Genomic DNA, 21176 nt, shown 5'->3' with positions numbered 1-21176 from the left:
GCCGAACGTAGCTTCTTACGGACGTAGCGCTCTTGACCACATCAAAAGTGCAAATAGTAAATAGATCCTGATAATGCCGTTCGCCCGTCCTGGTGCTCGGCGCGCCCTACCGTTTCGGTAGAGGAGGCAGCGATGAGCACGGACGACGATCAGGCTCGGGAAGCCCCACCAGCCACCGGGGCTGCGGTCCACGGACTCCCCGGCCAACTGCCGATCGACCGGCTCGACTACGGCGACGCCGAGCAGTTGGCCGAGATGACAGGTGTGGACGAGCCACCCGAGGAGCCGCTCATCCTGGTGGACGAGCCGGTTCAGCACCGACCACCGTACGACCGGGCCCGGAAGCGACGGAACCAGCGGCCGCTGCCGACGTAGCCGACCAGCCACGACCGCCGACGCGGGGTCGGCCGGCCACCGCCGACAAAGCGGAAGGGGCGGACCGCTGACGCGGCCCGCCCCTTCCGGCGTTGGAGCTGGACTCAGAAGTCCATGTCCCCGCCGCCCGGGCCAGCCGGTGCGGCCGGGGTCTTCTCCGGCTTGTCCGCCACGACGGCCTCGGTGGTGAGGAACAGCGCGGCGATCGACGAGGCGTTCTGCAGCGCGGAACGGGTCACCTTGGCCGGGTCGATGATGCCCGCGGCCAGCAGGTCGACGTACTCGCCGGTCGCGGCGTTGAGGCCGTGACCCGCGTCGAGGTTGCGGACCCGCTCCACCACGACGCCGCCCTCAAGGCCGGCGTTCACGGCGATCTGCCGCAGCGGGGCGTCCAGCGCGATCTTCACGATCTGCGCGCCGGTCGCCTCGTCGCCGGCCAGGTCGAGCTTGTCGAAGGCGGTCTTGCCGGCCTGGACCAGCGCGACACCACCACCCGGGACGATGCCCTCCTCGACGGCGGCCTTGGCGTTGCGGACCGCGTCCTCGATGCGGTGCTTGCGCTCCTTGAGCTCGACCTCGGTGGCCGCGCCGACCTTGATCACCGCAACGCCGCCGGCCAGCTTGGCCAGCCGCTCCTGCAGCTTCTCCCGGTCGTAGTCGGAGTCGCTCTTGTCGATCTCGGCCCGGATCTGGTTGACCCGACCCTGGATCTGCTCCGCGTCGCCGGCACCGTCGACGATGGTGGTCTCGTCCTTGGTCACCACGACCTTGCGGGCCCGGCCCAGCATGTCGAGGCTGGCGGCGTCCAGCTTGAGGCCGACCTCCTCGCTGATGACCTGGCCACCGGTGAGGATGGCGATGTCGGTCAGCATGGCCTTGCGGCGGTCACCGAAGCCCGGCGCCTTGACGGCGACCGACTTGAAGGTGCCGCGGACCTTGTTGACCACCAGCGTGGCCAGGGCCTCGCCCTCCAGGTCCTCGGCGATGATCAGCAGCGGCTTGCCGCCCTGCATGACCTTCTCCAGGATCGGGAGCAGGTCCTTGACCGACGAGATCTTGCTGTTCGCGATCAGGATGTACGGGTCGTCGAAGACGGCCTCCATACGCTCCGGGTCGGTCATGAAGTAGGCCGAGATGTAGCCCTTGTCGAAGCGCATACCCTCGGTGAGCTCCAGCTCCAGCCCGAAGGTGTTGCTCTCCTCGACGGTGATGACGCCTTCCTTGCCGACCTTGTCCATCGCCTCGGCGATGATCTCGCCGACGCTGGCGTCACCAGCGGAGATGGAGGCGGTGGAGGCGATCTGCTCCTTGGTCTCGACGTCCTTGGCGAGCTTCAGCAGCTCCTCCGAGACGTTGGCGACCGCAGCCTCGATGCCCCGCTTCAGGGCCATCGGGTTGGCGCCGGCGGCCACGTTGCGCAGGCCCTCGCGAACGAGTGCCTGGGCCAGGACGGTCGCCGTCGTCGTGCCGTCACCGGCGACGTCGTCGGTCTTCTTGGCGACCTCCTTGACCAGCTCGGCGCCGATCTTCTCGTAGGGGTCCTCGAGCTCGATCTCCTTGGCGATGCTCACACCATCGTTGGTGATGGTGGGGGCACCCCACTTCTTCTCGAGCACGACGTTGCGGCCCTTGGGGCCGAGGGTCACCTTCACGGCGTCGGCGAGCTGGTTCATGCCCCGCTCGAGGCCGCGGCGCGCCTCTTCGTCGAACGCGATCATCTTGGCCATACGGCGTTGTCCTCCTGGACACTCACGGGCCACCCGAGTGTGTGCCCCGGATGGGCCGTCTGGTGTACGCACCTTGGGACGTCGCCACCTGGCGACGGCGACGTCTCCTCGGCCGGGCCGGATAGCCCGCGACGACCGGCCACGTGCCACACCCGTGGTTATGTCACGAGCGCGACCGCAGCCCCACCGTCCCGACCAGCTGGCACTCACGCCATGCGAGTGCCAATGACTTGTTTAGCACTCTGCCCTGCCGAGTGCAAGCACGATGGCCCGGGTCAGCCGAGTTCGGCCGCCAGTTGGGCGGCGTTCACCGGGCCCTCGTGTGCCCGCTGCTCGGCGTAGGTGACGACCAGCCCGACCAGCTGCGCGAGGTACGCCGGCAGCGTCAGCACCGCGACCACCGCAATCGTCAGCACCGCGCCCACCGCCGTGCCCGGCGAGTCCAACGGAGTGGTGCCGAACGGCAGGATCGCCAGCGACTCCAGCACGCTCGCGGCCAGTGAGAAACCGATCACGGCGGCACCCACCAGCGCCACCCGGCCGAGCAGCAGCCCCAGCCGGTCACGCAGCATGCGGTGCGACCTGCTGAGCGGGTCGTGCCGCTCGAAGAGGTAGACCGGGCCGGCCAGGGCCAGCGCGAACGCCGCGTACACGCCGGGCAGGAAGCACAGACAGAACCCGAAGGTGACGATCAGGGTGATGAGCAGTGTCCAGCCCCACAGACCGAGCGCCCGACGCGCTCCGTAGCGCAGGGCGGCACCGAGACCGGCCGACTCGCCGACCGCCTGCCGGGCGATCACCCAGGTGCCGGCGGCCCAGCCGACGGCCTGCACCACACCGAGCAGCAGGCTGCCACCGAGCACCACGACCAGGAGTGTCGCGAGATCGGACCAGAAGTTCGCCGGCAGCGCGGCGGAGTCGCTGGCGAGCTGGGCGTCCCAGCGGGCCGAGGGGTCCACGGCCAGCACGAGCACCGACAGCACCGCGGCCGGCAGCGCCTGGGTGAGGACGAGAATCGGCAGCAGGGGTCGCCAACCCCGGCGGGCGGCGCCCACACACCGCGTGAACCAGCCGCCCAGCCCGGACCCGGGCGGGGTGACCAGGGCGTCGGAGGGGTCGAGGCCGTAGCCGCCCGGGGGGTACCAGCCGTAGAACGGCTGGCCGGGATACGGCGTCATGCCGGGGTGGGGCGGCTGCGTGGGATGAGCCGGCGGTACACCGTGCGGAGGCTGGCCCGGGAGGGGTGGTTGGCCGATCCATCCGGCGGGCGGCTGCGGCTCGCCCGGAGGCGGAGAGGACGGACCTGTCGGGGGCGGCTGGTCGGACATGGGACCTCCTCAGCGACGGCTGGCTCGGCCCATGATCTTCCCTTGTGGGGCGCCGGCACCGCTGCCCCCTCCGGCGATGGTCACGCCACCCCGAACGACGATCGGTCGGTGGGGTGGGTGGTCGGCGCTCAGGCGATGACGCGTACCCGCTCGGCCTGTGGGCCCTTCTGGCCCTGGGCGATCTCGAACTCCACCCGCTGACCGTCGTCCAGCGCCTTGTAGCCGTCCATCTCGATCGCGGAGAAGTGAACGAAGACGTCCTGCCCGCCGTCGACGGCGATGAAGCCGTAGCCCTTCTCGGCGTTGAACCACTTCACGGTGCCTTGTGCCACGGTGTTTTCCTCACTCTGCACGGCGTTCCACTACCTCGGGTCGCCGGCGCGCCGGCACCCGGAAACCACCGGTTTCGGCAGTCGGCGACGACCACTGAAACGGGTGACCGAAATCGCACGCTACACGAGGAGTGACGACGGCGCACGACCACAAATCGGGCGTATTACAGTCGCCCGTATCGTCGTACGTCATTGTGATAAGCATTCCGGCATGACGAGCGTCACCGACGGAACGGGCTTGCGCCGGGCCGTCATCCGCCGAGTCGAGCCAGCCGACACAGCTCGGATGCGGGCACTGCGCCTGGAGATGCTCGCGGACGCGCCGCTGGCCTTCCTGGAGACGATCGCCGAGGCCGCCGCCCGACCACACGCCGAGTACGCCGCCCGGGTCGCCCGGGTCTCCGCCGGCCCGGACACGGCGCAGTTCGTGGCGGATCCGGGCGGCCGGCTCGTCGGGCACGTCGGTGGCATGGCACACCCGGCCGAGCCGGGGGTGACCGTGCTCTACGCCGTCTACATCACGCCGAGCTGGCGGGGCACCGGCCTGCTCGCGGAGCTGGTCGGTGGGGTGGCGGGCTGGTCCCGGGCCTGCGGACGGAACGAGCTGATGCTCGAGGTGGTGGTCGGCAACGACCGCGCCTACCGGGCCTACCAGCGCCTGGGATTCGTCGACACCGGCGTCCGCGTCCCGCACCCCAGCATCCCCACCCTGCGCGAACTCCAGATGCGCAGAGCCGCGTAGATCCGACAGACGATCGCCGACCTGGGCGGCTCCGGGGAAGACCCCCGGAGCCGCATCACCGCTCAGACGTGCCGGCGGCTCTGCACGATCCGGAACCGGTTCGCCACGTACGCCCCGTCGGTCAACGCCGAGTTCGCCGCCGCGTTCGCTCCGCTGCCGTGGAAGTCGGAGAAGGCCGCCGACTGGTTCACGAAGACGCCGCCGGTGAGGTTGGCCGACAGGTGCACCCCGACCTCGATCGCCGCCGCCTCGGTGGCGTCCAGCACCGCGTCGTCGGTGGAGTAGACCGCTGCGGTGAGGGCACCCTTCTCCCCCACGGTCGAGCGCAGGATCTCCAGGCTGTGCGCGGTGGAGTCGGTGGCGATGGCGAAGGAGATCGGCCCGAACCACTCCCGCGAGTAGGTCTCGGTGTCACCGGCGTTCAGCTTGACGATGGTCGGCGTACGCACCACGGCGTCCGGGAACGAGGGGTGCTCGACGGTACGCGATTCCAGCACCGGCGAACCGACCTTGGTCACCTCGTCCAGCCGCTCCAGCACCCCGTCGTTGACGATCGCGCCGGTCAGCTCCACCCCGCGGGCCGGGTCACCGGTGAGCTTGCCGACCGCCGTGGCGATGCCGCTGGCCACCTCGTCGAAGCTCTTGTGCCCCTGGTCGGTGTCGATGCCGTCCCGGGGGATGAGGATGTTCTGCGAGGTGGTGCACATCTGGCCGCTGTAGAGCGTCAGCGTGAAGCCCAGGTTGCGGCACATCCCGGCGAAGTCGTCGGTGGAGTCGATCACGACCGTGTTGAGCCCGGCCTTCTCGGTGTACACCGCCGCCTGACGGGCGTTCGCCTCCAGCCAGTCGCCGTACTCGGTGGAGCCGGTGAAGTCGACGATCTGGACCGCCGGGTGCAGGGCCAGCGTCGAGGCGAGTTTCTCGCCGGGGGCCTCGGGGGCCAGTAGCACCAGGTTCGGGTCGAAGCCGGCCTCGGCAAGCACCTGCCGGGCGTACCGCACGGTGACGGCCAGCGGCAGCACGGCGCGCGGGTGCGGCTTGACCACGACCGGGTTGCCGGTGACCAGCGAGGCGAACAGACCCGGGTACGAGTTCCAGGTCGGGAAGGTGTTGCAGCCGATGACCAGGGCCACGCCCCGGGGCACCACGTGGAAGGTCTTGGACATCCGCAGCGGGTCGCCCTTGCCGGCGGCCTTCTCCCAGCCGGCCGTGCCCGGATGCCGGGTCATTTCCGCGTACGCGTAGGCCAGCGCCTCCAGCGCGCGGTCCAGGGCGTGCGCACCACCGGCCTGGAAGGCCATCACGAACGCCTGACCACTTGTGAACTGCACCGCGTTGGCCAACTCGAAGACGTTCTTGTGCAGCCGGTCGAGGATCTCCAGACAGACACCCACCCGGGTCCGCGGGCCGGCGTCCCGCCAGGCGGGCAGCGCCGCTGACGCGGCGGCGACCAGTCGGTCGGCGTCGGCGTGCGGGTAGCGCACGTTCAGGGCGACGCCGAACGGGCTGTGCTCGGTGGTGACCCGGTCGCCGTCCCCCGGCTGGTCCAGCGGGAAGTCTCCGCCCAGGTACGCCTCGAAGGCGGCCTTGCCGTCGGCGGCGGCGGTCTCGCCGTACACCCGTGGGCTGGGTGATTCCGGGTAGGCGGACCAGTACCCCCGCTCCGTGATCGCGGTCAGCGCGCGGTTGAGGGTCTCGGCGTGCCTGTCGTAGAGGGGGTGCGGGGTCTCCGTCATGCCCGCAATCATGCAACACGAAGCCCTCAGATCAGTAGGGGCGTGTCACAACTTCAGATGGTCAGCTGCCAATCGGTCCAGGCGTCGACCGGGCGGAACCCGAGCTGCTCGTTGATGCTGATCATGTGATCGTTGACCGCCGCGTTCCAGGTGTCGATCGCGGTCAGGGCCGGCTCGTGGGCAAGTGCGTGCCGAAGGTTCTCGACCTTGACGAGCAGGCCGAGGCGGTGCCCCCGGTGTGCGGGGTCGACGATGGTGATCTCCTGCCAGGCGTGCCACGGCGTGGACGGACCTCTGTCGATCATCGTCCAGGCGACCATCCGGCCGGTCGCCTGGTGCACCGCGCCGACGTGGTAGCGCCGTCGCCCCCGCAGCCGCTGGATCCGCTCGATCTCCCGGAACCGCGCGGCATCCACCTGCTCCGCCTCGATCGCCAGATCGCCCATCGGCGCATCGACGAGCAGCCGGCTCTCCAGCCGGGCGACGTCGACCACGTACTCCTCGGCCACCGGACCCCGCCAGGCCACCGTCCGGTAGCCGGCGGCCCGGGCGCGGGCGGCATCGTGCAGGGCGGTCAGGGTCGCCTGGTCGAGTCGCGTGGTGTCCAGTCGACGCCGCACCTCGGCCAGCGCGGCCTGCGCTCCGGCCGCCGCCGCGAAGGCCGCCCCGGGCGCCTCGCGCGCCGGTCCGCCGGGTAGCGGCCCGGGGGTCTCACCGATCAACCGCTCCCGGCCGTGCTCGGCGGCCACCTTCCGGGCGTACGCCAGCAGCGCTCGGCCCACTCCCCGCCGCCGCTGCGCCGGATCGACAGTCAGCTCGACGGTGGCGATGCCGGTGTTCTCCAGTTGCGGCAGCCGCATCCGCAGGTGGCCGGCCGCCTCGCCGTCCCGCCGGGCCAACGCCTGATGGATCACGTTGCCGTGCGGCGGATGGGCGACCAGGAGCCCGAACTCGGTCCGGTCTCCCACCGGCAGATCGGGCAGGTCGACCGCCTGCGCCGCCGCGACAACGCGGTACGCCTCGTCGAGCGCTGCCTCGTCGGCGGAGTCGTACGGCATGACGGCGATGTCCATGGCGGTGAGCGTGCCGGCGCCGCCCGGCCACCGCCACCGGTTTTCGCCGGTCAGACGTTGAGCTGCCAGTTGCTCCACCGGTCCTGCACCCGGAAACCGAGCTGCTCGTTGATGGCGATCATGTGGTCGTTGCTGGCCGCGTTGAAGGTGTCGATCACTCGTACGCCCGGCTCGTGGGCGAGCAGGTGCCGCAAGTTTTCGATCTTGGCAAGCAGGCCCAGCCGGTGTCCCCGGTGCTCCGGGTCGACGATGGTGATCTGCTGGAACGAGTGCCAGTCCGCGGAGGCACCGACGTCCAGCAGCGTCCACGCGACCAGCCGACCGGATGCCTCGTGGCGGACGCCGACGTGGTAACGGCGCCGGCCCCGCGCATCCAGCGCCAGCTCGGTGCCGCGCAGGCGATCGGCGTCGACCTGCTCCGGCTCCCACGCCAGATCGCCCATCGGCGCGTCGGCCAGCAGCCGTCCGTCGAGGTACGCCACGTCGGCGGCCAGGTCGTCGGGGGTGTACCCGCGCCAGCACAGCACCTGGTAGCCGGTCGAGCGATCCCGGGCGTCGGCCAGCAGCGCGTCAAGCTTCGCCTGATCGAGGTCGGCGGTGTCGAGGCGTCGCCGCACATCGGTCAGGGCATCGACCGCGCCCATGGCCACAGCGAACGCGTTACCCGGCGACCGGCGGCCGGGCTCGCCGGCAAGCTCAGCGCGGCTCATCGCACTCACCCGTTTACGCCCGCGCTCGCGCAGCAGGCCGAGCCCATGTTCGGCCAACGCTCGGCCGACGCCTCGGCGGCGTTGTGCCGGATGCACGATCAGCTCAGCGGAGGCGTTCTCGGTGTTGTCCAACTGCGGCAGGTCCAGCCGGAGAAAACCGGCCGGCTCACCGTCGATCCGCGCCAGCAGCATGCTGGTTTCGTAGCCCGGCATCGGATGGCGTAGCAGGGCGGTGAATCGTTGCCGGCAGAGGGGCGGGAAGTCCGGCTCGTCGGCGGCCACCTGTGCGGCACCGACCTGATACGCCTGCTCGACGGCCGCCTCGTCGGCGGCCCCGACCGGGGTGATGGTGATGGTCATGCCGGCAGCCTGCGCCAGCGACAGACGAGCGGGCCAGCGAATTTTCGCTGGCCCGCTCGGACGTTGGTCGGGAGGGACGATCGCACAACGCCTCCGGCGCTGGGTCGTAAAGACTGAAAGTCTACGGCGAAGCGCCCTCCCGCACGGAGCATCTTGCGCCGTCCGTTTGCGGTCGTCAAGTCCCTGGCGGCGTGTTTCGCTCACTCCCTGCGAAATGCCGCTTACTCATCCGTTCGTCGTCAGCTCAGCAGGCCCGCGTCGCGAGCGGCCCGCAACGAAGGCTTGATCCGGTGGGTGGGGCCGACCTCACCGGCGACCGCGTCGAGGGTCTTCAGCCCTTCACCGGTGTTGAAGACCACCGTCTCGGCGGTCGGGTCCAGTCGGCCCGATTCGACAAGCTTGCGCAGCACCGCCACGGTCACCCCGCCAGCCGTCTCCGCGAAGACCCCGGTGGTACGCGCCAGCAGGCGTACCCCCGCCCGGATCTCGTCGTCGTCGGCGTAGTCCATCCAGCCACCGGTGCGGCGCACCGCCTCCAGGGCGTACAGCCCGGCGGCCGGGTCGCCGATGTTCAGTGACTTGGCGATCCCGGTCGGCTTGACCGGAGTGATGGAGTCGGTGTCCGCGTGTAGTGCGGTGGCGATCGGGTTGCAGCCGGCCGACTGCGCCCCGAAGACCTTCCAGCCGCCGGCCGGGGCCTCCACCAGGCCGATCTCGACCAGCTCGCTGAACGCCTTGTCAATCTTGGTGAGCAGCTCGCCCGAGGCCATCGGGATGACCACCTGGGCGGGGATCCGCCAACCAAGTTGCTCGGCCACCTCGTAGCCGAGCGTCTTGGACCCCTCCGCGTAGTACGGCCGTACGTTGACGTTGACGAAGGCGGTGTCCTCGAACTCGTCGGTCTCGACCAGTTCGCCGCAGAGCCGGTTCACGTCGTCGTACGACCCGTCGATGGCGACCAGATCACCGCCGTAGACGGCGGTCGTGACGACCTTGCCCTGCTCCAGGTCGCTGGGGATGAAGACCACGGAGGGCGCACCCACCCGGGCGGCGTGCGCGGCTACGGAGTTGGCCAGGTTGCCGGTGGAGGCGCAGGCGAACCGGGAGAAGCCAAGCGCGCGGGCGGCGGTCAGCGCCACCGACACCACCCGGTCCTTGAAGGAGTGGGTGGGATTGGCGCTGTCGTCCTTGACCCAGAGCGGAGCGGTGATGCCCAACTCGGCGGCGAGCTGGTCGGCGGCCACCAACGGGGTGAAACCCGGGTCCAGGGTGACCCGGTTGGCCGGGTCCTGGCCGGCAGGCAGCAGGGCGGCGTACCGCCAGAGATTGCGCGGGCCGGCCTCGATCTGCTCGCGGGTGACGGTGGCGAGCGCGGCCGGGTCGTAGTCGACCTCCAGCGGGCCGAAACACTCGTAACAGGCGTGCTGGGCGGCGAGCGGGTAGCGGGCCGAACAAGCGCGGCAGACCAGGGCACGGGCGGGGCTGGCGGCGGTGTCGATGCCGGACGGGGCGAGCGTCGACGTCATGTCGAAGTCCTCTCATCTTTCCCCGCATCGCACCCTGCGGCGGGGACGGAATTGGCACCTGCCCCGCCGGACGCTCAACGGTGAGCGCGCGAGGTGGTTGCCGGGGCGTCGTCGGGCCGTATCCCTCAGCCCCTCTGGATGAGGTATGCAGTTGTGTCGCCGAGTCTAGGCAATCCGGACGCGGCCGTCGCCTGTCAATCTCAGCCTGTGAGCGAAACCTCAGCGGCGCCGTTCGTGCCCCCCGGCGCCGCTGAGCATCGCCGTCAGGCCGGCACGGACCGCCGTTCGCCCTCGGCCAGGGCGACCGTCGCAGCCCCGCGTCGCCAGAGCGTGTCCACCGCCCAGGTGCCCGGGCCGAGCACCGCCACCAGGAAGAACGCCCAGCAGAAGAGGACGGACAGTTCGCCGTTGTTCCGCAGCGGCAGCAGCGCCTCGGGCTGATGGACCACGAAATACGCGTAGGCCATGGAGCCCGACGCCAGCAGCGCCGCGGGCCGAGTGAACAGACCGAGGAGCACGAGGGCGCCGCAGACCAACTGGATCATCGCGGCGTACCAGCCCGGCCACTGGCCGAGCGGCACCGCCTCGCCGGTGCCACGGTTGCCGCCGAAGACGCCGAAGACGGACGACATGCCGTGAATGAGAAACAACAACCCGATGACAATGCGGAACAGGGACAGAGCCGGCCCGCCGAACCGGTCAGTGCGCATTGGTACCTCCTACGAGTGGGGTGGTGGTACCAGAATGCGGACTCTATAGATAGTTGTCGATGCAATCTCTCTTGTTGGGAACGCTCCCACACGCAGTCTAGCGGCCGGAACTTTCGGGGGTGGCCCTACGGCGGAAATCTTGTGGTCTGCTTACGTGGGTGGCGGGAGCACAAGCCGCCGTGGCCGGGTGCGACGATGCTCCGATGCCACGCACAACGGTCCGCAGCCCAGCCGCCGGTGGGCGTCGGCTCGTCACCGTCTCGGTCTCGATCGCCGCGGCGTTCGGCCTGCTCGCCGGCTGCGCCCCGGCCGGCGACATCGCGGGTGCGCCGTCCGGCCCGGTCCTGGCTTCCCGTGGATCCGGCAGCGCGCCGTCCGACGACGCCGATTCCGGCGGCACGCCCTCCCGGGACGGCGATCCCGGGGGAAGCAACGGCCCGACGTCCGGCTGCCCCGACTCCGGTGTACGGATCACCTACCGGGGCGTCAGCGCCGCGATGGGGCTGCGGGCGATGGGCCTGGAACTGGTCAACTGCGGCGACCGCCCCTACCGGCTGCGCGGCTACCCGGAACCGCGGCTGCGGGACGCGGACGGCGACGTCATCCCGGTTCGGGTGATCCGGGGCGCCAAAGGAATCACGTCCGGCTTCGACGACCCACCCCGCCCCCTGGTACTGGCCCCCGGCGAGGCGGCCGGCACCGCCCTGCTCTGGCGCAACCTGGTCGACAACCCGACAGTGGTGGCGACCAACGCCGAACACCTCGACGTCGCCCCGCTGCGCGGCCGGCCCGCACAAGAGGTCGTCATACAGGGCCGGATCGACCTGGGCAACACCGACCGGCTCGGGGTCAGCGCCTGGCAGAAACGCGAGCCGAGCACGCCGGAGCCGACGCGGGCGGCGCCCAACCCGCCGCCCACCACACCGGTCCCGCTGCTCTGACCAAACGGAGCACGGGCCGAGCGGGCACGGACAGCGTGCTCAGCTGGTGATGTCCTTGCGGGTGAAGCGCCAGAACGCCAGGCCCCAGAACACGGTCGCGTAGCAGATCGCCGAGACCGTGCCCCGCACGATGTCGTCGGTCTGTACGGGCGTGGAGAGCAGTCCCAACCACGCGGTGCTGTAGTGGGTCGGCAGGAAGGACCGGATCGCGCCGAGCGCGGTGATCTGGTCCAGGATGCTGGAGAGAATCCACAGCAGCACCGCGCCACCCACCGCGCCCAGCGCCGCGTCCGTGGTCACCGACAGCAGGAACGCCAGGCCCGCGACCACCAGCAGGACGATCGCCAGGTACCCGAGCACCGCGAGCAACCGCAGCAGCCCCTCGCCCGGCTCCAACTGCGCGGCGACCGTGCTGCGCAGCGGCGACCAGCCGTAGCGCAGGGTGCCGATGGCCAGTGCCGTGCCGGCGAGCAGGATCAGCGCCAGCGCCGAGTACGCGAGCGCGACCAGCAGCTTCACCGTGAGCAGTCGGGCCCGGGGCACCGGAATCGCCAGCAGGTAGCGCAGGCTTCCCCAACTCGCCTCGCTCGCCACCGTGTCGCCGCAGAACAGCGCGACCACGACGACCAGCAGGAACGAGGCGGACACGAAGATGGTGAAGAGGGTGAAGTTCAGCCCGCCAGAGGTAGCGAGATCGATCAGGCTGCCGAACTCGCCCCCGCCGTTGTCGTCGTCGTTGGGGTCGAACTGGAACGCGATCAGGATGATCAGCGGCAGCAGCACCATGAAGCCGAGCGCCAACTGGGTACGCCGACGCGACGCCTGCCGGCGGAACTCGGCACCGAACGGCAGCGTCCCGGCGGGCCGGTAGCCCGCCGCCGCTCCCGAGGCCGCGACGCTTGTCCTGTCCCGCGTCGGCTCGACAGTCGATCCCGCCATCACCGGTCCCCGCTTCCCCGAGAGTTCTCGCCCACCAGGGCGAGGAAGGCGTCCTCCAGGCGGCGCCGGGGCACCACCCGGTCCACCGCGATCCCGGCCCGGACCAACTCGGCGACCACCTCGCTGCGGGCGGTGCCGTTGGTGTCCACCACCAACTGCCCGTCAGCGTCGTCCAGCACCCGTACGCCGCCGAGGCCGTCGAGCACGGTCCGGGCCGCGGTCGGGTCGCTCACCTCGAACAGCACGCTGGGCGAGTCACCGACGATCTCCTCGACCGGCCCGGAGGCCACGATCCGGCCCTTGTTCACCACCACGGCGTGGGTACAGGTCTGCTCCACCTCGGCGAGCAGGTGGCTGGAGACCAGCACCGCCCGACCGTCGGTGGCGTACCGCTGGAGCACCCGGCGCATCTCGGCGATCTGCGGTGGGTCCAGCCCGTCGGTCGGTTCGTCGAGCACCAGCAGTTCCGGCAGACCGAGCATGGCCTGGGCGATGGCGAGGCGCTGCCGCATTCCGTGGCTGTACTTGCGCACCCGCCGGTGCACCGAGGAACCCAGCCCGGCGATCTCCAGTGCCTGCTCGAAGTGGGCGTCGCTCTCCGGCCGGCCAGTCGCCCGCCAGTACGCCTTCAGGTTCTCCAGGCCGGACAGATGCGGCAGGAATCCCGGCCCTTCCACCAGCGCACCGATCCGCGACAGCACCGGCGAGCCGGGCACCAGACGGTGCCCGAAGACGTAGATCTCCCCCGCAGTCGGCTGGGTCAGCCCCATCAGCACCCGCAGCGTGGTGGTCTTGCCGGCGCCGTTGGGCCCGAGCAGGCCGACCACCTGACCGGGGTGCACCTCGAAGTCCACCTCGGAGACCGCGACGAAGCCGTCGGCGTACTCCTTGCGCAGTCGGCGCACGGCCAGCGGGGTGTCCGCGTACTCCGGATGCACGGAGGTGTCCTGGCGACGGTGCCGGCGGCGCAGCACGGCCACGAGCACGACGAGCCCGACCACGATCGCGGCGAGCAGCCCGACCAGGATCCAGCGCCAGAGCGCCGCCTCGGTGGGGATCGGGTCGCTGTCGACAGTCGGCAGGCTGATCGGCGTGTCGCCGACCGCGACGGTGTAGACCGCCGGCTCGATCGGGGTCGTGTACGCCTGGTCCGAGGTGGCCACCACCAGCCGGAGCCGGTGCCCGGCCTCCACCCGGTGCACGATCGCCGGCAGTGTGACCGTGACCGGCGCGGCGGCGTCGACGCTCGCTGGCAGGCCGGTGAGCCGGAGCGGCGCGATCAGCCCGCTGGGCAGGGTGGCCGCACCCTCCGGGTCGACCACGTAGAGCTTGGCGAAGAGGACGGCCTCGCCGCTGTTCGACGCGGCGCGCAGCGACACGGTCGGCGCACCGACGATGTCGACCGCCTCGGTCAGCGGCTCGGACTCGAACCGGGCGTGCTGCCCGGGTATGTCGGCGGCGACCCCGCTGAGCAGCGAGCTCAGCGAGCCGGCGAACGGTAGGGAGGAGATGGCAGCGGGATTGCCGCCGGGCGGGTTGGCCACCGGCTGCGCTTGGCCGGCCACGACCACCTCGACGCGGGAGTCGCCGCCGAGACCGGGATAGTCGTCGGTGCGGTAGCCGGTGGCGACCAGGCCCCGGTCCATCGCGTCGAAGCCGGCGATCCGGGAGAAGGTGAAGGTGTCCCCCGGTTGGTCACCGTCGCCGGCCACGTAGTGGTCCAGCCACTGGGCGGTGAGGAACTTCACCCGGTCGGAGTCGGTCTGCGGTCCGGAGCCGCCGTCGTGGCCGCCGGTGAACCAGGCGACCCGGACCGGGGTGCCGTTCGCGGCGATGCCCCGGGCGTTGGCGTCGGCCTCGGCGAGCGGGAAGAGGGTGTCCGCCGCGCCCTGCACCAGCAGGGTCGGCGCGGTGATCCGGTCCAGCACCCCGGCCGGGCTGGACCGCCGCAGCAGGTCGACGGCGGCCTGGTCGGCCCGGCCGGTGGCGGCGATGCGCAGGTACGCGGCGCAGACGTCGGCGGCGAACCGTCCGCAGGAGGGATCGGGCAGACCGCCGACGGCCGGTGCGCCGGGTGCGGTGCCGGGCCCCTGGCCCGGGGCGGGGCTGGGCGGCCCGGCGCCGGGCGCGCCCTCCGGCGTCTCGGCGCCGGTGCCGGAGATCCCGGCCGGGCCGGAACCGACGTTTCCGCCGCCACCGAAGAAGATGCCGGCCCAGCCGGACTTGAACACTCCCTCGGTCGGCTCGCCGCCGGTGCTCTCCGGCAGGAAGGCGCGGGACAGATCGTTCCAGGTGATCATCGGAACGATCGCGTCGACCCGCTGGTCCTGGGCGGCGAGCAGCAGTGACAGGGCACCGCCGTAGGAGCCGCCGACCACCCCCACCCGGGGGTCGCCGGTGGCGTCGGTGCGGATTTCCGGACGCGCGGCGAGCCAGTCCAGCAGCCGCTGCGCGTCGCGTACCTCGTGGTCGGGACTGTCCAGGTGGATCTGGCCACCGCTGCGACCGAAGCCGCGAGCGGTCCAGGTCAGTACGGCGTACCCCCGGTCTGCCAGGTCCTCGGCGTCGGTGCGGACCGACTCCTTGGTGCCGCCGAAGCCGTGGGCGAGCAGGACCGCCGGCACCTCGCGGCCGGCGGCGGCGTCACGCGGAAGGTACAGCGTGGTGTCCAGGTCGACCGGCTCGTCACCGGCCGGTCCGGATCGGACGGTGAGCATCGCGGACTCCGTGCGGAAGCCCGGCCGGTCCGGCCAGACCGCCCACACCACGGCCGCCGCCAGCAGGACGACAGCCGCGGTGGCGGCGACGGCCCGGCGACCGGTGGGCAGGGCGCGTCGGATCCGCGCGGCCGAGAACGGCGATCTCATTGGGCACACGGTACGGCCCGAAACCTGAGTATTAGCTGAGATCCGCCGTACGTCCGTCCTGGTAGCCCGATCGTCATCCGGCGAAGGTCATCCGAACAGCATCCAGTCGGCGAACCTTTGGGATGACTTCGTATCGCGGAAATTCCTGCCTTTCGCTTCAATCTAGACTCAAGTACGCCTATCTCCCACATGAACGGCACTTACCGTGAGCGAATTGATCGCCGTGAGTCACATCGCTCGAAGTGACGCAAAGCTGACGGTTGCCGACCGACCGATAGCGCCAGCCTTCGATTAGTTTTCCGGTCCGGCGCACGGGACCGGCTCGTCGACGCCGTCGGACAACCTGCGCCATGCCGGAGGAGACAACCATGACCGTTCCCGCTCCGCGGGTCCGTCGCCGGCCCCGGACACCGGGCCGGCTGTTGCCGCTGCTAATCGCCACCGCGCTGCTGCTGCCGGTGGCGTTCCTCGTCGTACAGGCACATCAGTTCGTCGACAGCGACCGCGACGTCGTCGCGCGGGAACGACTCGGCGTCGAGTACCTCCGCGCCCTCGGTCCGGTGACCGATGCGCTGGTCGACGCGCAGAGCGCCGCCGTCACCGGCCGGTCGCTGCGCCGGGACACCCTCGACCAGGCGGTCGAGCGGGCCGCCACGGTCGACGCGCGCATCGGTGGTGAGTTGAGCACCAGCGAGCGGTGGGCCGGGCTCCGCGCGAAGTTGGAGGCGCTCCCCGAACGTTCACTGGCCGACCCGGAGACCGCCTTCACCGTGTACGGCGAGGTCACCGACCTGCTGCTGGCCCTGCACGCCAAGGTCCGGGAGACCTCCGGCCTGATCCGGGATCCTGGTGTCGACGCTTACTTCCTCCAGGACGGCGTCGCGGAGGAGATGCCGGAGGCGATGGTGGCCGCCGGCCGCCTCACCGACCTGGCCGTCCTGATGAACCGTCGGCCCGCAGCCGAACGGATCCAGTCGCTCAGCCAGCTGGCCACCCTCCGGGCTGCCGCCCTGCAACCCGCCAACGACCTGGCCAACAACCTGCGGGCGGTGGTGGAGAACACGGAGAGCGCCGACCTGGGTGCGAACGTGCTCACCCCCTTCGACGCATACCAGCGTGCCGTCGAGACGATGGCCCTGCACTCCCAGCCGATCGATCGGGCCGGCACGGTCGACACGACCCGGCTCCTCGCCGCCCGCAACGAGGCGCAGCAGGCCACGAAGCAGCTCCACCCGGTCCTTCTCGACGAGATCGACCGGCTGCTGGTGGAGCGACTCGACGGGTTGGACCAGGATCGCCTGCTGATCCTCGGCGCGGGTGGCTTCGCCGCACTGCTGCTGGTCGGTCTCGCGGTGAGCGGCTGGATGTCCCGTCCGAGAGACACCTCCGCCCCGCCGGCAGGCGGCGGCGTGCCGACTCCGCCGTCCGGCGTCCAGTGGGGTGCCGTCGGGTCACGTCCCGCCGCACCACCACCGGTGCTGCAGCCGGTGGGACAGGTCCACGAGCCGGATCGGTGGAGGCCCTTCGATGCTGCTCGGTAGGCTCCGCATCCGGGGCAAACTCAGCCTGCTGGTGACCATTCCCCTGCTCTGCATGCTGGGGCTGACCCTGCCGGTGGTCTGGGAACGAGCCGGGGTGGCCCAGCGGGCCGCCGACATCGACCAGACCGTCCAGCTCGCCAGCCGGGTCGGCACCCTCCTTCAGCACCTGCAACGGGAACGGATGCTCGCCGTCGGGCTCCTGCTCGGGCAGGTCGAGCGCAGCACGCTGGTGCAGGAGATCGCGGAGGTGGACGACCGGATCGTCGATCTGCGGGCCGATTTCGACGGTGACCTTCCGGCCGAGGTGGACACGGCACTCGACGGCGTTGCGCAACTCGCCGAGGTACGCACGGCCGTACTGGCCGGACAGGCCGCGCCGCCACAGGTCATCGGCGCGTACGGGCCGGTCCATCTCGCCCTGATCGACTCGTTGCGGCTGCCGCACGACGTGGACACCCGGACTCCGGCCGGACGGCAGACGCTGGCCCTGGACAGCATCCTGCGCAAGAGCGAGGGCCTCAGCAGCGGCGGTGCCCTGATCGTGCTGGTCGCTGCCGCACCGAACCCACAGTTCGCCACCGCCTTCGTGGCCAACATGGCCACCCTCCAGTCGGAGAGCAACAAGATGCTCGGCCTGCTCACCCCGGAGCAGCAGGCGCTGGTGAACATCGAGCAGACCGCGGTCGACGCCCGAACCAGCCCGGAGTTCCTCCAACAGAGCGCCCAGGACCCGGCGGCCGCGGTGGCGGGCATCCCCATCCAGGCCCTCTTCCCGACCGTTTCCTCGCTGATCACGCTCGGCCAGTTCGTCGAGAAGAAACTGGTCGCCGACGTGACCGCCGAGGTACGCACACAACGGCAGACGGCGCTGTCCGGGGCGTACTGGGTGACCGCGCTGGTCGCGGTGATCCTGGTCGGCGTGGTGCTGCTCGCCCTGGCCATCGGCCGCACGGTGACCGGGCCGCTGACCCGGCTCACCCGCTCCGCGGACCGGGTCGCCCGGGTCGCCGAGTCCGAACTGGTCCGGGTGGCCGACGACGAGGTCGACAACGCCCAACCCGTTCGCCTCGATCCCGTCGATGTCCGCGCCAGGGACGAGGTCGGCGACCTGGCCCGCGCCTTCGAACGGGTACAGAACACGGCCGCACGGCTGGTGGAGCGGCAGGCGGCGAGCCGACGCAACGTCGCCCAGATGTTCGGCCACGTCGGCCGGCGTACCCAGAACCTGGTCGGTCGGCAAATCGCCCTGATCGACCGGTTGGAGCAGCAGGAGACCGATCCGGGGCGGCTGGAGAACCTGTACCGGCTCGACCACATCTCCAGCCGGCTGCGACGCAACGCGGGCAACCTCGTGGTGCTCTCCGGCGCGGTGGGTGACGTCGCGCACGTCGCGCCGGTTCCGCTGGCCAACGTGGTCCGCCTCGCCCTCGGTGAGATCGAGGACTACACCCGGGTGGACGTCCAGGTGCCGACCGAGGCCGCCGCCGCACCCGCGATCGTCGGCGACCTGGTGCTGGCGCTCGCCGAACTGATGGAGAACGCCACAGTCTTCTCGCCGCCGCAGACCAGGGTGCTGGTCAGCGGCGAACTCGCCGAGAACGGCGTACAGCTCACCGTGGTGGACCACGGCATCGGCATGACCGAGGCGCGGCTGACCGACGAGAACGCCCGCATCACCCGACCGGAGCGGCTGGACCTTGCGCCGACCGAGGTGCTGGGGCTGTTCGTGGTGGGTCGGTTGGCCCGCCGGCACCGGTGGGCGGTAGGTCTCTCCGCCACCCCGGGCGGCGGCGTCACCGCGACCCTCCAGATTCCCCGTACGTCGCTGGTCGTCGGGACGCCCGAGCCGGCCGGCCTCCCGGTTCCACCGGTCGGCCGGGCCGAGCCGGTGGCCGCCCTGCCGGCCCGGCACCAGCTCGAACCGGTGCCACCGACCCGGGACACCCCGGCGTCGGTGGACCTGGCCACCCCCGTGCCGGAACCGGTCGGGTTCAACCCCACGTTGCTGACCCGGGCGACCGAGAGCATGGAACTGTCCGAGTCCTGGGACGCGTTCGGCACCGGCCCGGAGCCCGCCGGGAAGACCGACGAGCAATCGGCCGCAATCGACCCGGCGACCGTGACGGTGCCGCAGGTCGCACCGGCGTCGGCCATCCCGCCGGCCCCGATGCCCGGCATCCGGCAGCGGGTGCCCGGCGCCAGCCTGCCGAGGACGGCACCGAAGGTGGGCCGGGTCGACTCCAGCGGCGTGGACCCGAGCGCCGCCCGCGCCGCCGTCGAGGCGTTCGAGTCGGGGGTACGCCGGGCCGAGTTGAGCCAGGCCGACGCGCTGCCGCAGCCGGTCGAGCCGCCCGCTCCGCCGGGGCTGTCCCAGCTGTCCCGCAGGGTGCCCGGCGCCAACTTGATCGCGCAGCTACCGCAACAACCGCTCACCCAGGACCCGGGCGATCCGGCCGAGGTCCGCGATCGCATCAACGCGTTCGAGACGGGCGTCGCCCGGGCTCTACGCGACGTCCGTAACGACCGCAGCGACGACGAAGGAACGCCACGTTGACCAGCCCGCACGTGCACGAGAACCTCGACCACCAGAGCCACCCCGCCGGCGACCTCAGCCCCGAGGCCCGCACCTTCAACTGGCTGCTGGATTCCTTCACCTCCGGGACCGCGGGGGTGCTGGAGGCGATCGCCGTGTCGTCGGACGGCCTGCTGATGGCCATGTCCGCGATCAAGGACAGGTCCAACGCGGAGCGGCTCGCCGCGGTCGTCTCCGGGATGACCAGCCTGGCCGGCGGGGCCGCCAGTTGGTACGCGTTGGGCGGTCTCAACCGGGTCGTGGTGGACATGGCCGAGGGTTATCTCCTGATCAGTGCGATCAGCAGCGGTTCGGTGCTCGGCGTGGTCGCCGACCGGTCGGCGAACCTGGGCACCGTTGCCTACGAGATGACCCTCTTCGCCGGTCGGGCCGGTGGTGCGCTCACGCCGCGTCTGATCGCCGAGCTCAAGAACTCCGTACAGCAATGAGTCCCGACGCCGCCGGCGCCGAACAGGAGCCGGTGATCCGCATCCGGCCCTACCTGCGCGAGTCCTCCCCGGCCGGCTCCGCCGGCCCGGCGGGCGCACCGGCGGCGATCGGACCAGAGCCCGAGGAGGCGGGGCCGACCGGGCCTCGCCCCTTCGTGCTGACCGCCGGCCGGGTGGCCGGCGCCGACCCCACGATCGGCCTGGAGACCCAGGTGACCGCCCGACCGACCACCGAACCGTGGCACGTCACGGCCACCCGGCTGAGCCCGGAACTCCAGGCGATCGTGGCGCTCTGCGGTGAGCCGATCTCGGTGGCCGAGATCTCCGCCAAGACCAGGTTGCACTTCGGTGTGACCCGGGTGCTGGTGGGCGATCTGCGCGCCGCCGGCCACCTGGACGTACACGTGACCGACGCCGACGACGCCCTCGACCCCGACGTCATCCTGCGAGTGATTGATGGACTCCGTGCAATCTCCTGACTGGCCCGCCGCGCCACCGGGCGCGCTCGCCGCCAACAGCGCCGCGGCCCGCTACGGCGGTCCGACACCGACCCCACCGTCCATTGGCCGGGCCACCGCGCCACCGCCACCGGCCCACGCCGCCCCGGCGCCGCCGCCGTACCGGCCGCCGGCCGCGACGCCCGCCACCACGGGTACCCACCGGGCGACACCGCCGATCCCGGTGAAGATCCTGGTGGCCGGCGGCTTCGGGGTGGGCAAGACCACCACCGTGGGCTCGATCTCGGAGATCGCCCCGCTGACCACCGAGGCGGAGATGACCACCGCCGGGATCGGCGTCGACGACCCTGGTCAGCGCTCCGGAAAGACCACCACCACGGTGGCGATGGACTTCGGTTGTGTCACCATCGATCGAAGCCTGAAGCTCTACCTGTTCGGCACACCGGGCCAGACCCGTTTCGGCTTCATGTGGGACGACCTGGCCCGGGGTGCGCTCGGCGCGCTGGTGGTGGTCGACAGCGCCCGGCTCGACGACTGCTACCCGGCGATCGACTTCTTCGAACGGGCGGGACTGCCGTTCGTGGTCGGGGTCAACGCCTTCGACGGGCGGTTGGCGCACGACCTGGGTGCGATCCGGTGGGCTCTGGCGATCGGCGAACATGTACCCCTGGTGCAGTTCGACGCGCGGGACCGGCTTTCGGTCCGGGACGCCCTGCTGGTGGTCCTGGACCGCGCGCTGGATCGGGCCACCCGGGAGAAACGGGCCTGAGCCGACCGGCTCGCAGGCCCC

Annotated in this window: 18 protein-coding genes and 1 riboswitch; of the genes, 8 read left to right on the top strand and 10 right to left on the bottom strand. The window is 71.1% G+C overall.

What is annotated here, in order from left to right:
* Positions 1–132: 132 nt before the first annotated feature.
* A complete protein-coding gene (locus tag KBX50_RS27710) occupies positions 133–375 on the top strand; it encodes a hypothetical protein (protein ID WP_210940731.1) in 243 nt (80 codons plus the stop codon).
* Between the two features lie 104 nt (positions 376–479).
* On the opposite strand, the gene groL is transcribed toward KBX50_RS27710, so the two are convergent.
* From groL to KBX50_RS27695, 3 genes are all read right to left on the bottom strand, one after another.
* The gene (gene groL / locus KBX50_RS27705; protein ID WP_210940712.1) at positions 480–2102 is read right to left on the bottom strand and encodes a chaperonin GroEL; all 1623 of its coding nucleotides are present in this window, start codon (positions 2100–2102) and stop codon (positions 480–482) included.
* A 275-nt stretch (positions 2103–2377) separates the two neighbouring features.
* Positions 2378–3280, bottom strand: coding sequence for a hypothetical protein (locus KBX50_RS27700; RefSeq protein ID WP_210940710.1), 903 nt, complete (start codon positions 3278–3280; stop codon positions 2378–2380).
* A 278-nt stretch (positions 3281–3558) separates the two neighbouring features.
* Positions 3559–3762 carry a cold-shock protein gene (locus tag KBX50_RS27695; protein ID WP_013288855.1) on the bottom strand — a complete coding sequence of 68 codons (204 nt, stop codon included), beginning with the start codon at positions 3760–3762 and terminating at the stop codon, positions 3559–3561.
* Between the two features lie 211 nt (positions 3763–3973).
* On the opposite strand from KBX50_RS27695, the gene KBX50_RS27690 reads away from it, so the two are divergent.
* Positions 3974–4504: a GNAT family N-acetyltransferase gene (locus tag KBX50_RS27690; RefSeq protein ID WP_210940708.1), complete on the top strand. Its 531-nt coding sequence runs from the start codon at positions 3974–3976 to the stop codon at positions 4502–4504.
* 62 nt (positions 4505–4566) lie between these two features.
* On the opposite strand, the gene paaN is transcribed toward KBX50_RS27690, so the two are convergent.
* From paaN to KBX50_RS27665, 5 genes are all read right to left on the bottom strand, one after another.
* Positions 4567–6240 carry a phenylacetic acid degradation protein PaaN gene (paaN, locus tag KBX50_RS27685; protein WP_210940706.1) on the bottom strand — a complete coding sequence of 558 codons (1674 nt, stop codon included), beginning with the start codon at positions 6238–6240 and terminating at the stop codon, positions 4567–4569.
* Between the two features lie 53 nt (positions 6241–6293).
* Complete coding sequence (locus tag KBX50_RS27680; RefSeq protein WP_210940704.1) at positions 6294–7313, bottom strand: GNAT family N-acetyltransferase; 1020 nt, start codon at positions 7311–7313, stop codon at positions 6294–6296.
* A gap of 50 nt (positions 7314–7363) precedes the next feature.
* Positions 7364–8383 carry a GNAT family N-acetyltransferase gene (locus KBX50_RS27675; RefSeq protein ID WP_210940702.1) on the bottom strand — a complete coding sequence of 340 codons (1020 nt, stop codon included), beginning with the start codon at positions 8381–8383 and terminating at the stop codon, positions 7364–7366.
* Positions 8384–8622: 239 nt separating this feature from the next.
* Entirely contained in the window at positions 8623–9909 is a 1287-nt protein-coding gene (gene thrC, locus KBX50_RS27670; RefSeq protein ID WP_210940700.1) for a threonine synthase, read from the bottom strand.
* 9 nt (positions 9910–9918) lie between these two features.
* Positions 9919–10054, bottom strand: a riboswitch (SAM riboswitch).
* Between the two features lie 118 nt (positions 10055–10172).
* Positions 10173–10619, bottom strand: coding sequence for a DoxX family protein (locus KBX50_RS27665; protein ID WP_210940698.1), 447 nt, complete (start codon positions 10617–10619; stop codon positions 10173–10175).
* A gap of 203 nt (positions 10620–10822) precedes the next feature.
* On the opposite strand from KBX50_RS27665, the gene KBX50_RS27660 reads away from it, so the two are divergent.
* Positions 10823–11560, top strand: a complete 738-nt coding sequence (locus KBX50_RS27660) for a DUF4232 domain-containing protein (RefSeq protein ID WP_210940695.1) — start codon at positions 10823–10825, stop codon at positions 11558–11560.
* A gap of 39 nt (positions 11561–11599) precedes the next feature.
* Here the strand turns inward: KBX50_RS27660 and KBX50_RS27655 are convergent, their stop codons facing one another.
* Positions 11600–12499 carry an ABC transporter permease gene (locus KBX50_RS27655; RefSeq protein WP_210940693.1) on the bottom strand — a complete coding sequence of 300 codons (900 nt, stop codon included), beginning with the start codon at positions 12497–12499 and terminating at the stop codon, positions 11600–11602.
* A complete protein-coding gene (locus KBX50_RS27650) occupies positions 12499–15366 on the bottom strand; it encodes an alpha/beta fold hydrolase (protein ID WP_210940692.1) in 2868 nt (955 codons plus the stop codon). The genes KBX50_RS27655 and KBX50_RS27650 overlap by 1 nt, the downstream gene beginning before the upstream one ends.
* A gap of 368 nt (positions 15367–15734) precedes the next feature.
* Here KBX50_RS27650 and KBX50_RS27645 point away from each other — a divergent pair, with 368 nt between their 5' ends.
* The 5 genes from KBX50_RS27645 to KBX50_RS27625 are packed head-to-tail and all read left to right on the top strand — an operon-like array spanning position 15735 to position 21155.
* Complete coding sequence (locus tag KBX50_RS27645; RefSeq protein WP_210940690.1) at positions 15735–16907, top strand: hypothetical protein; 1173 nt, start codon at positions 15735–15737, stop codon at positions 16905–16907.
* Positions 16894–19461 (top strand): nitrate- and nitrite sensing domain-containing protein, encoded by a 2568-nt coding sequence (locus tag KBX50_RS27640; RefSeq protein ID WP_210940688.1) that lies wholly within the window; start codon positions 16894–16896, stop codon positions 19459–19461. The genes KBX50_RS27645 and KBX50_RS27640 overlap by 14 nt, the downstream gene beginning before the upstream one ends.
* Positions 19458–19928, top strand: a complete 471-nt coding sequence (locus KBX50_RS27635; RefSeq protein ID WP_093403345.1) for a roadblock/LC7 domain-containing protein — start codon at positions 19458–19460, stop codon at positions 19926–19928. Before KBX50_RS27640 ends, KBX50_RS27635 begins: the two co-directional genes overlap by 4 nt.
* The gene (locus KBX50_RS27630) at positions 19925–20407 is read left to right on the top strand and encodes a DUF742 domain-containing protein (RefSeq protein ID WP_210940685.1); all 483 of its coding nucleotides are present in this window, start codon (positions 19925–19927) and stop codon (positions 20405–20407) included. Before KBX50_RS27635 ends, KBX50_RS27630 begins: the two co-directional genes overlap by 4 nt.
* Complete coding sequence (locus KBX50_RS27625; RefSeq protein WP_210940683.1) at positions 20385–21155, top strand: ATP/GTP-binding protein; 771 nt, start codon at positions 20385–20387, stop codon at positions 21153–21155. Before KBX50_RS27630 ends, KBX50_RS27625 begins: the two co-directional genes overlap by 23 nt.
* The last annotated feature ends 21 nt before the right edge of the window (positions 21156–21176 follow it).

This window comes from Micromonospora sp. C51, from assembly GCF_018070435.1.
GTDB classification, from domain to species: Bacteria; Actinomycetota; Actinomycetes; order Mycobacteriales; family Micromonosporaceae; genus Micromonospora; species Micromonospora sediminimaris.
The sequence above is the reverse complement of the archived record's forward strand: the minus strand, read 5'-3'. Positions and strand labels throughout refer to the sequence as shown.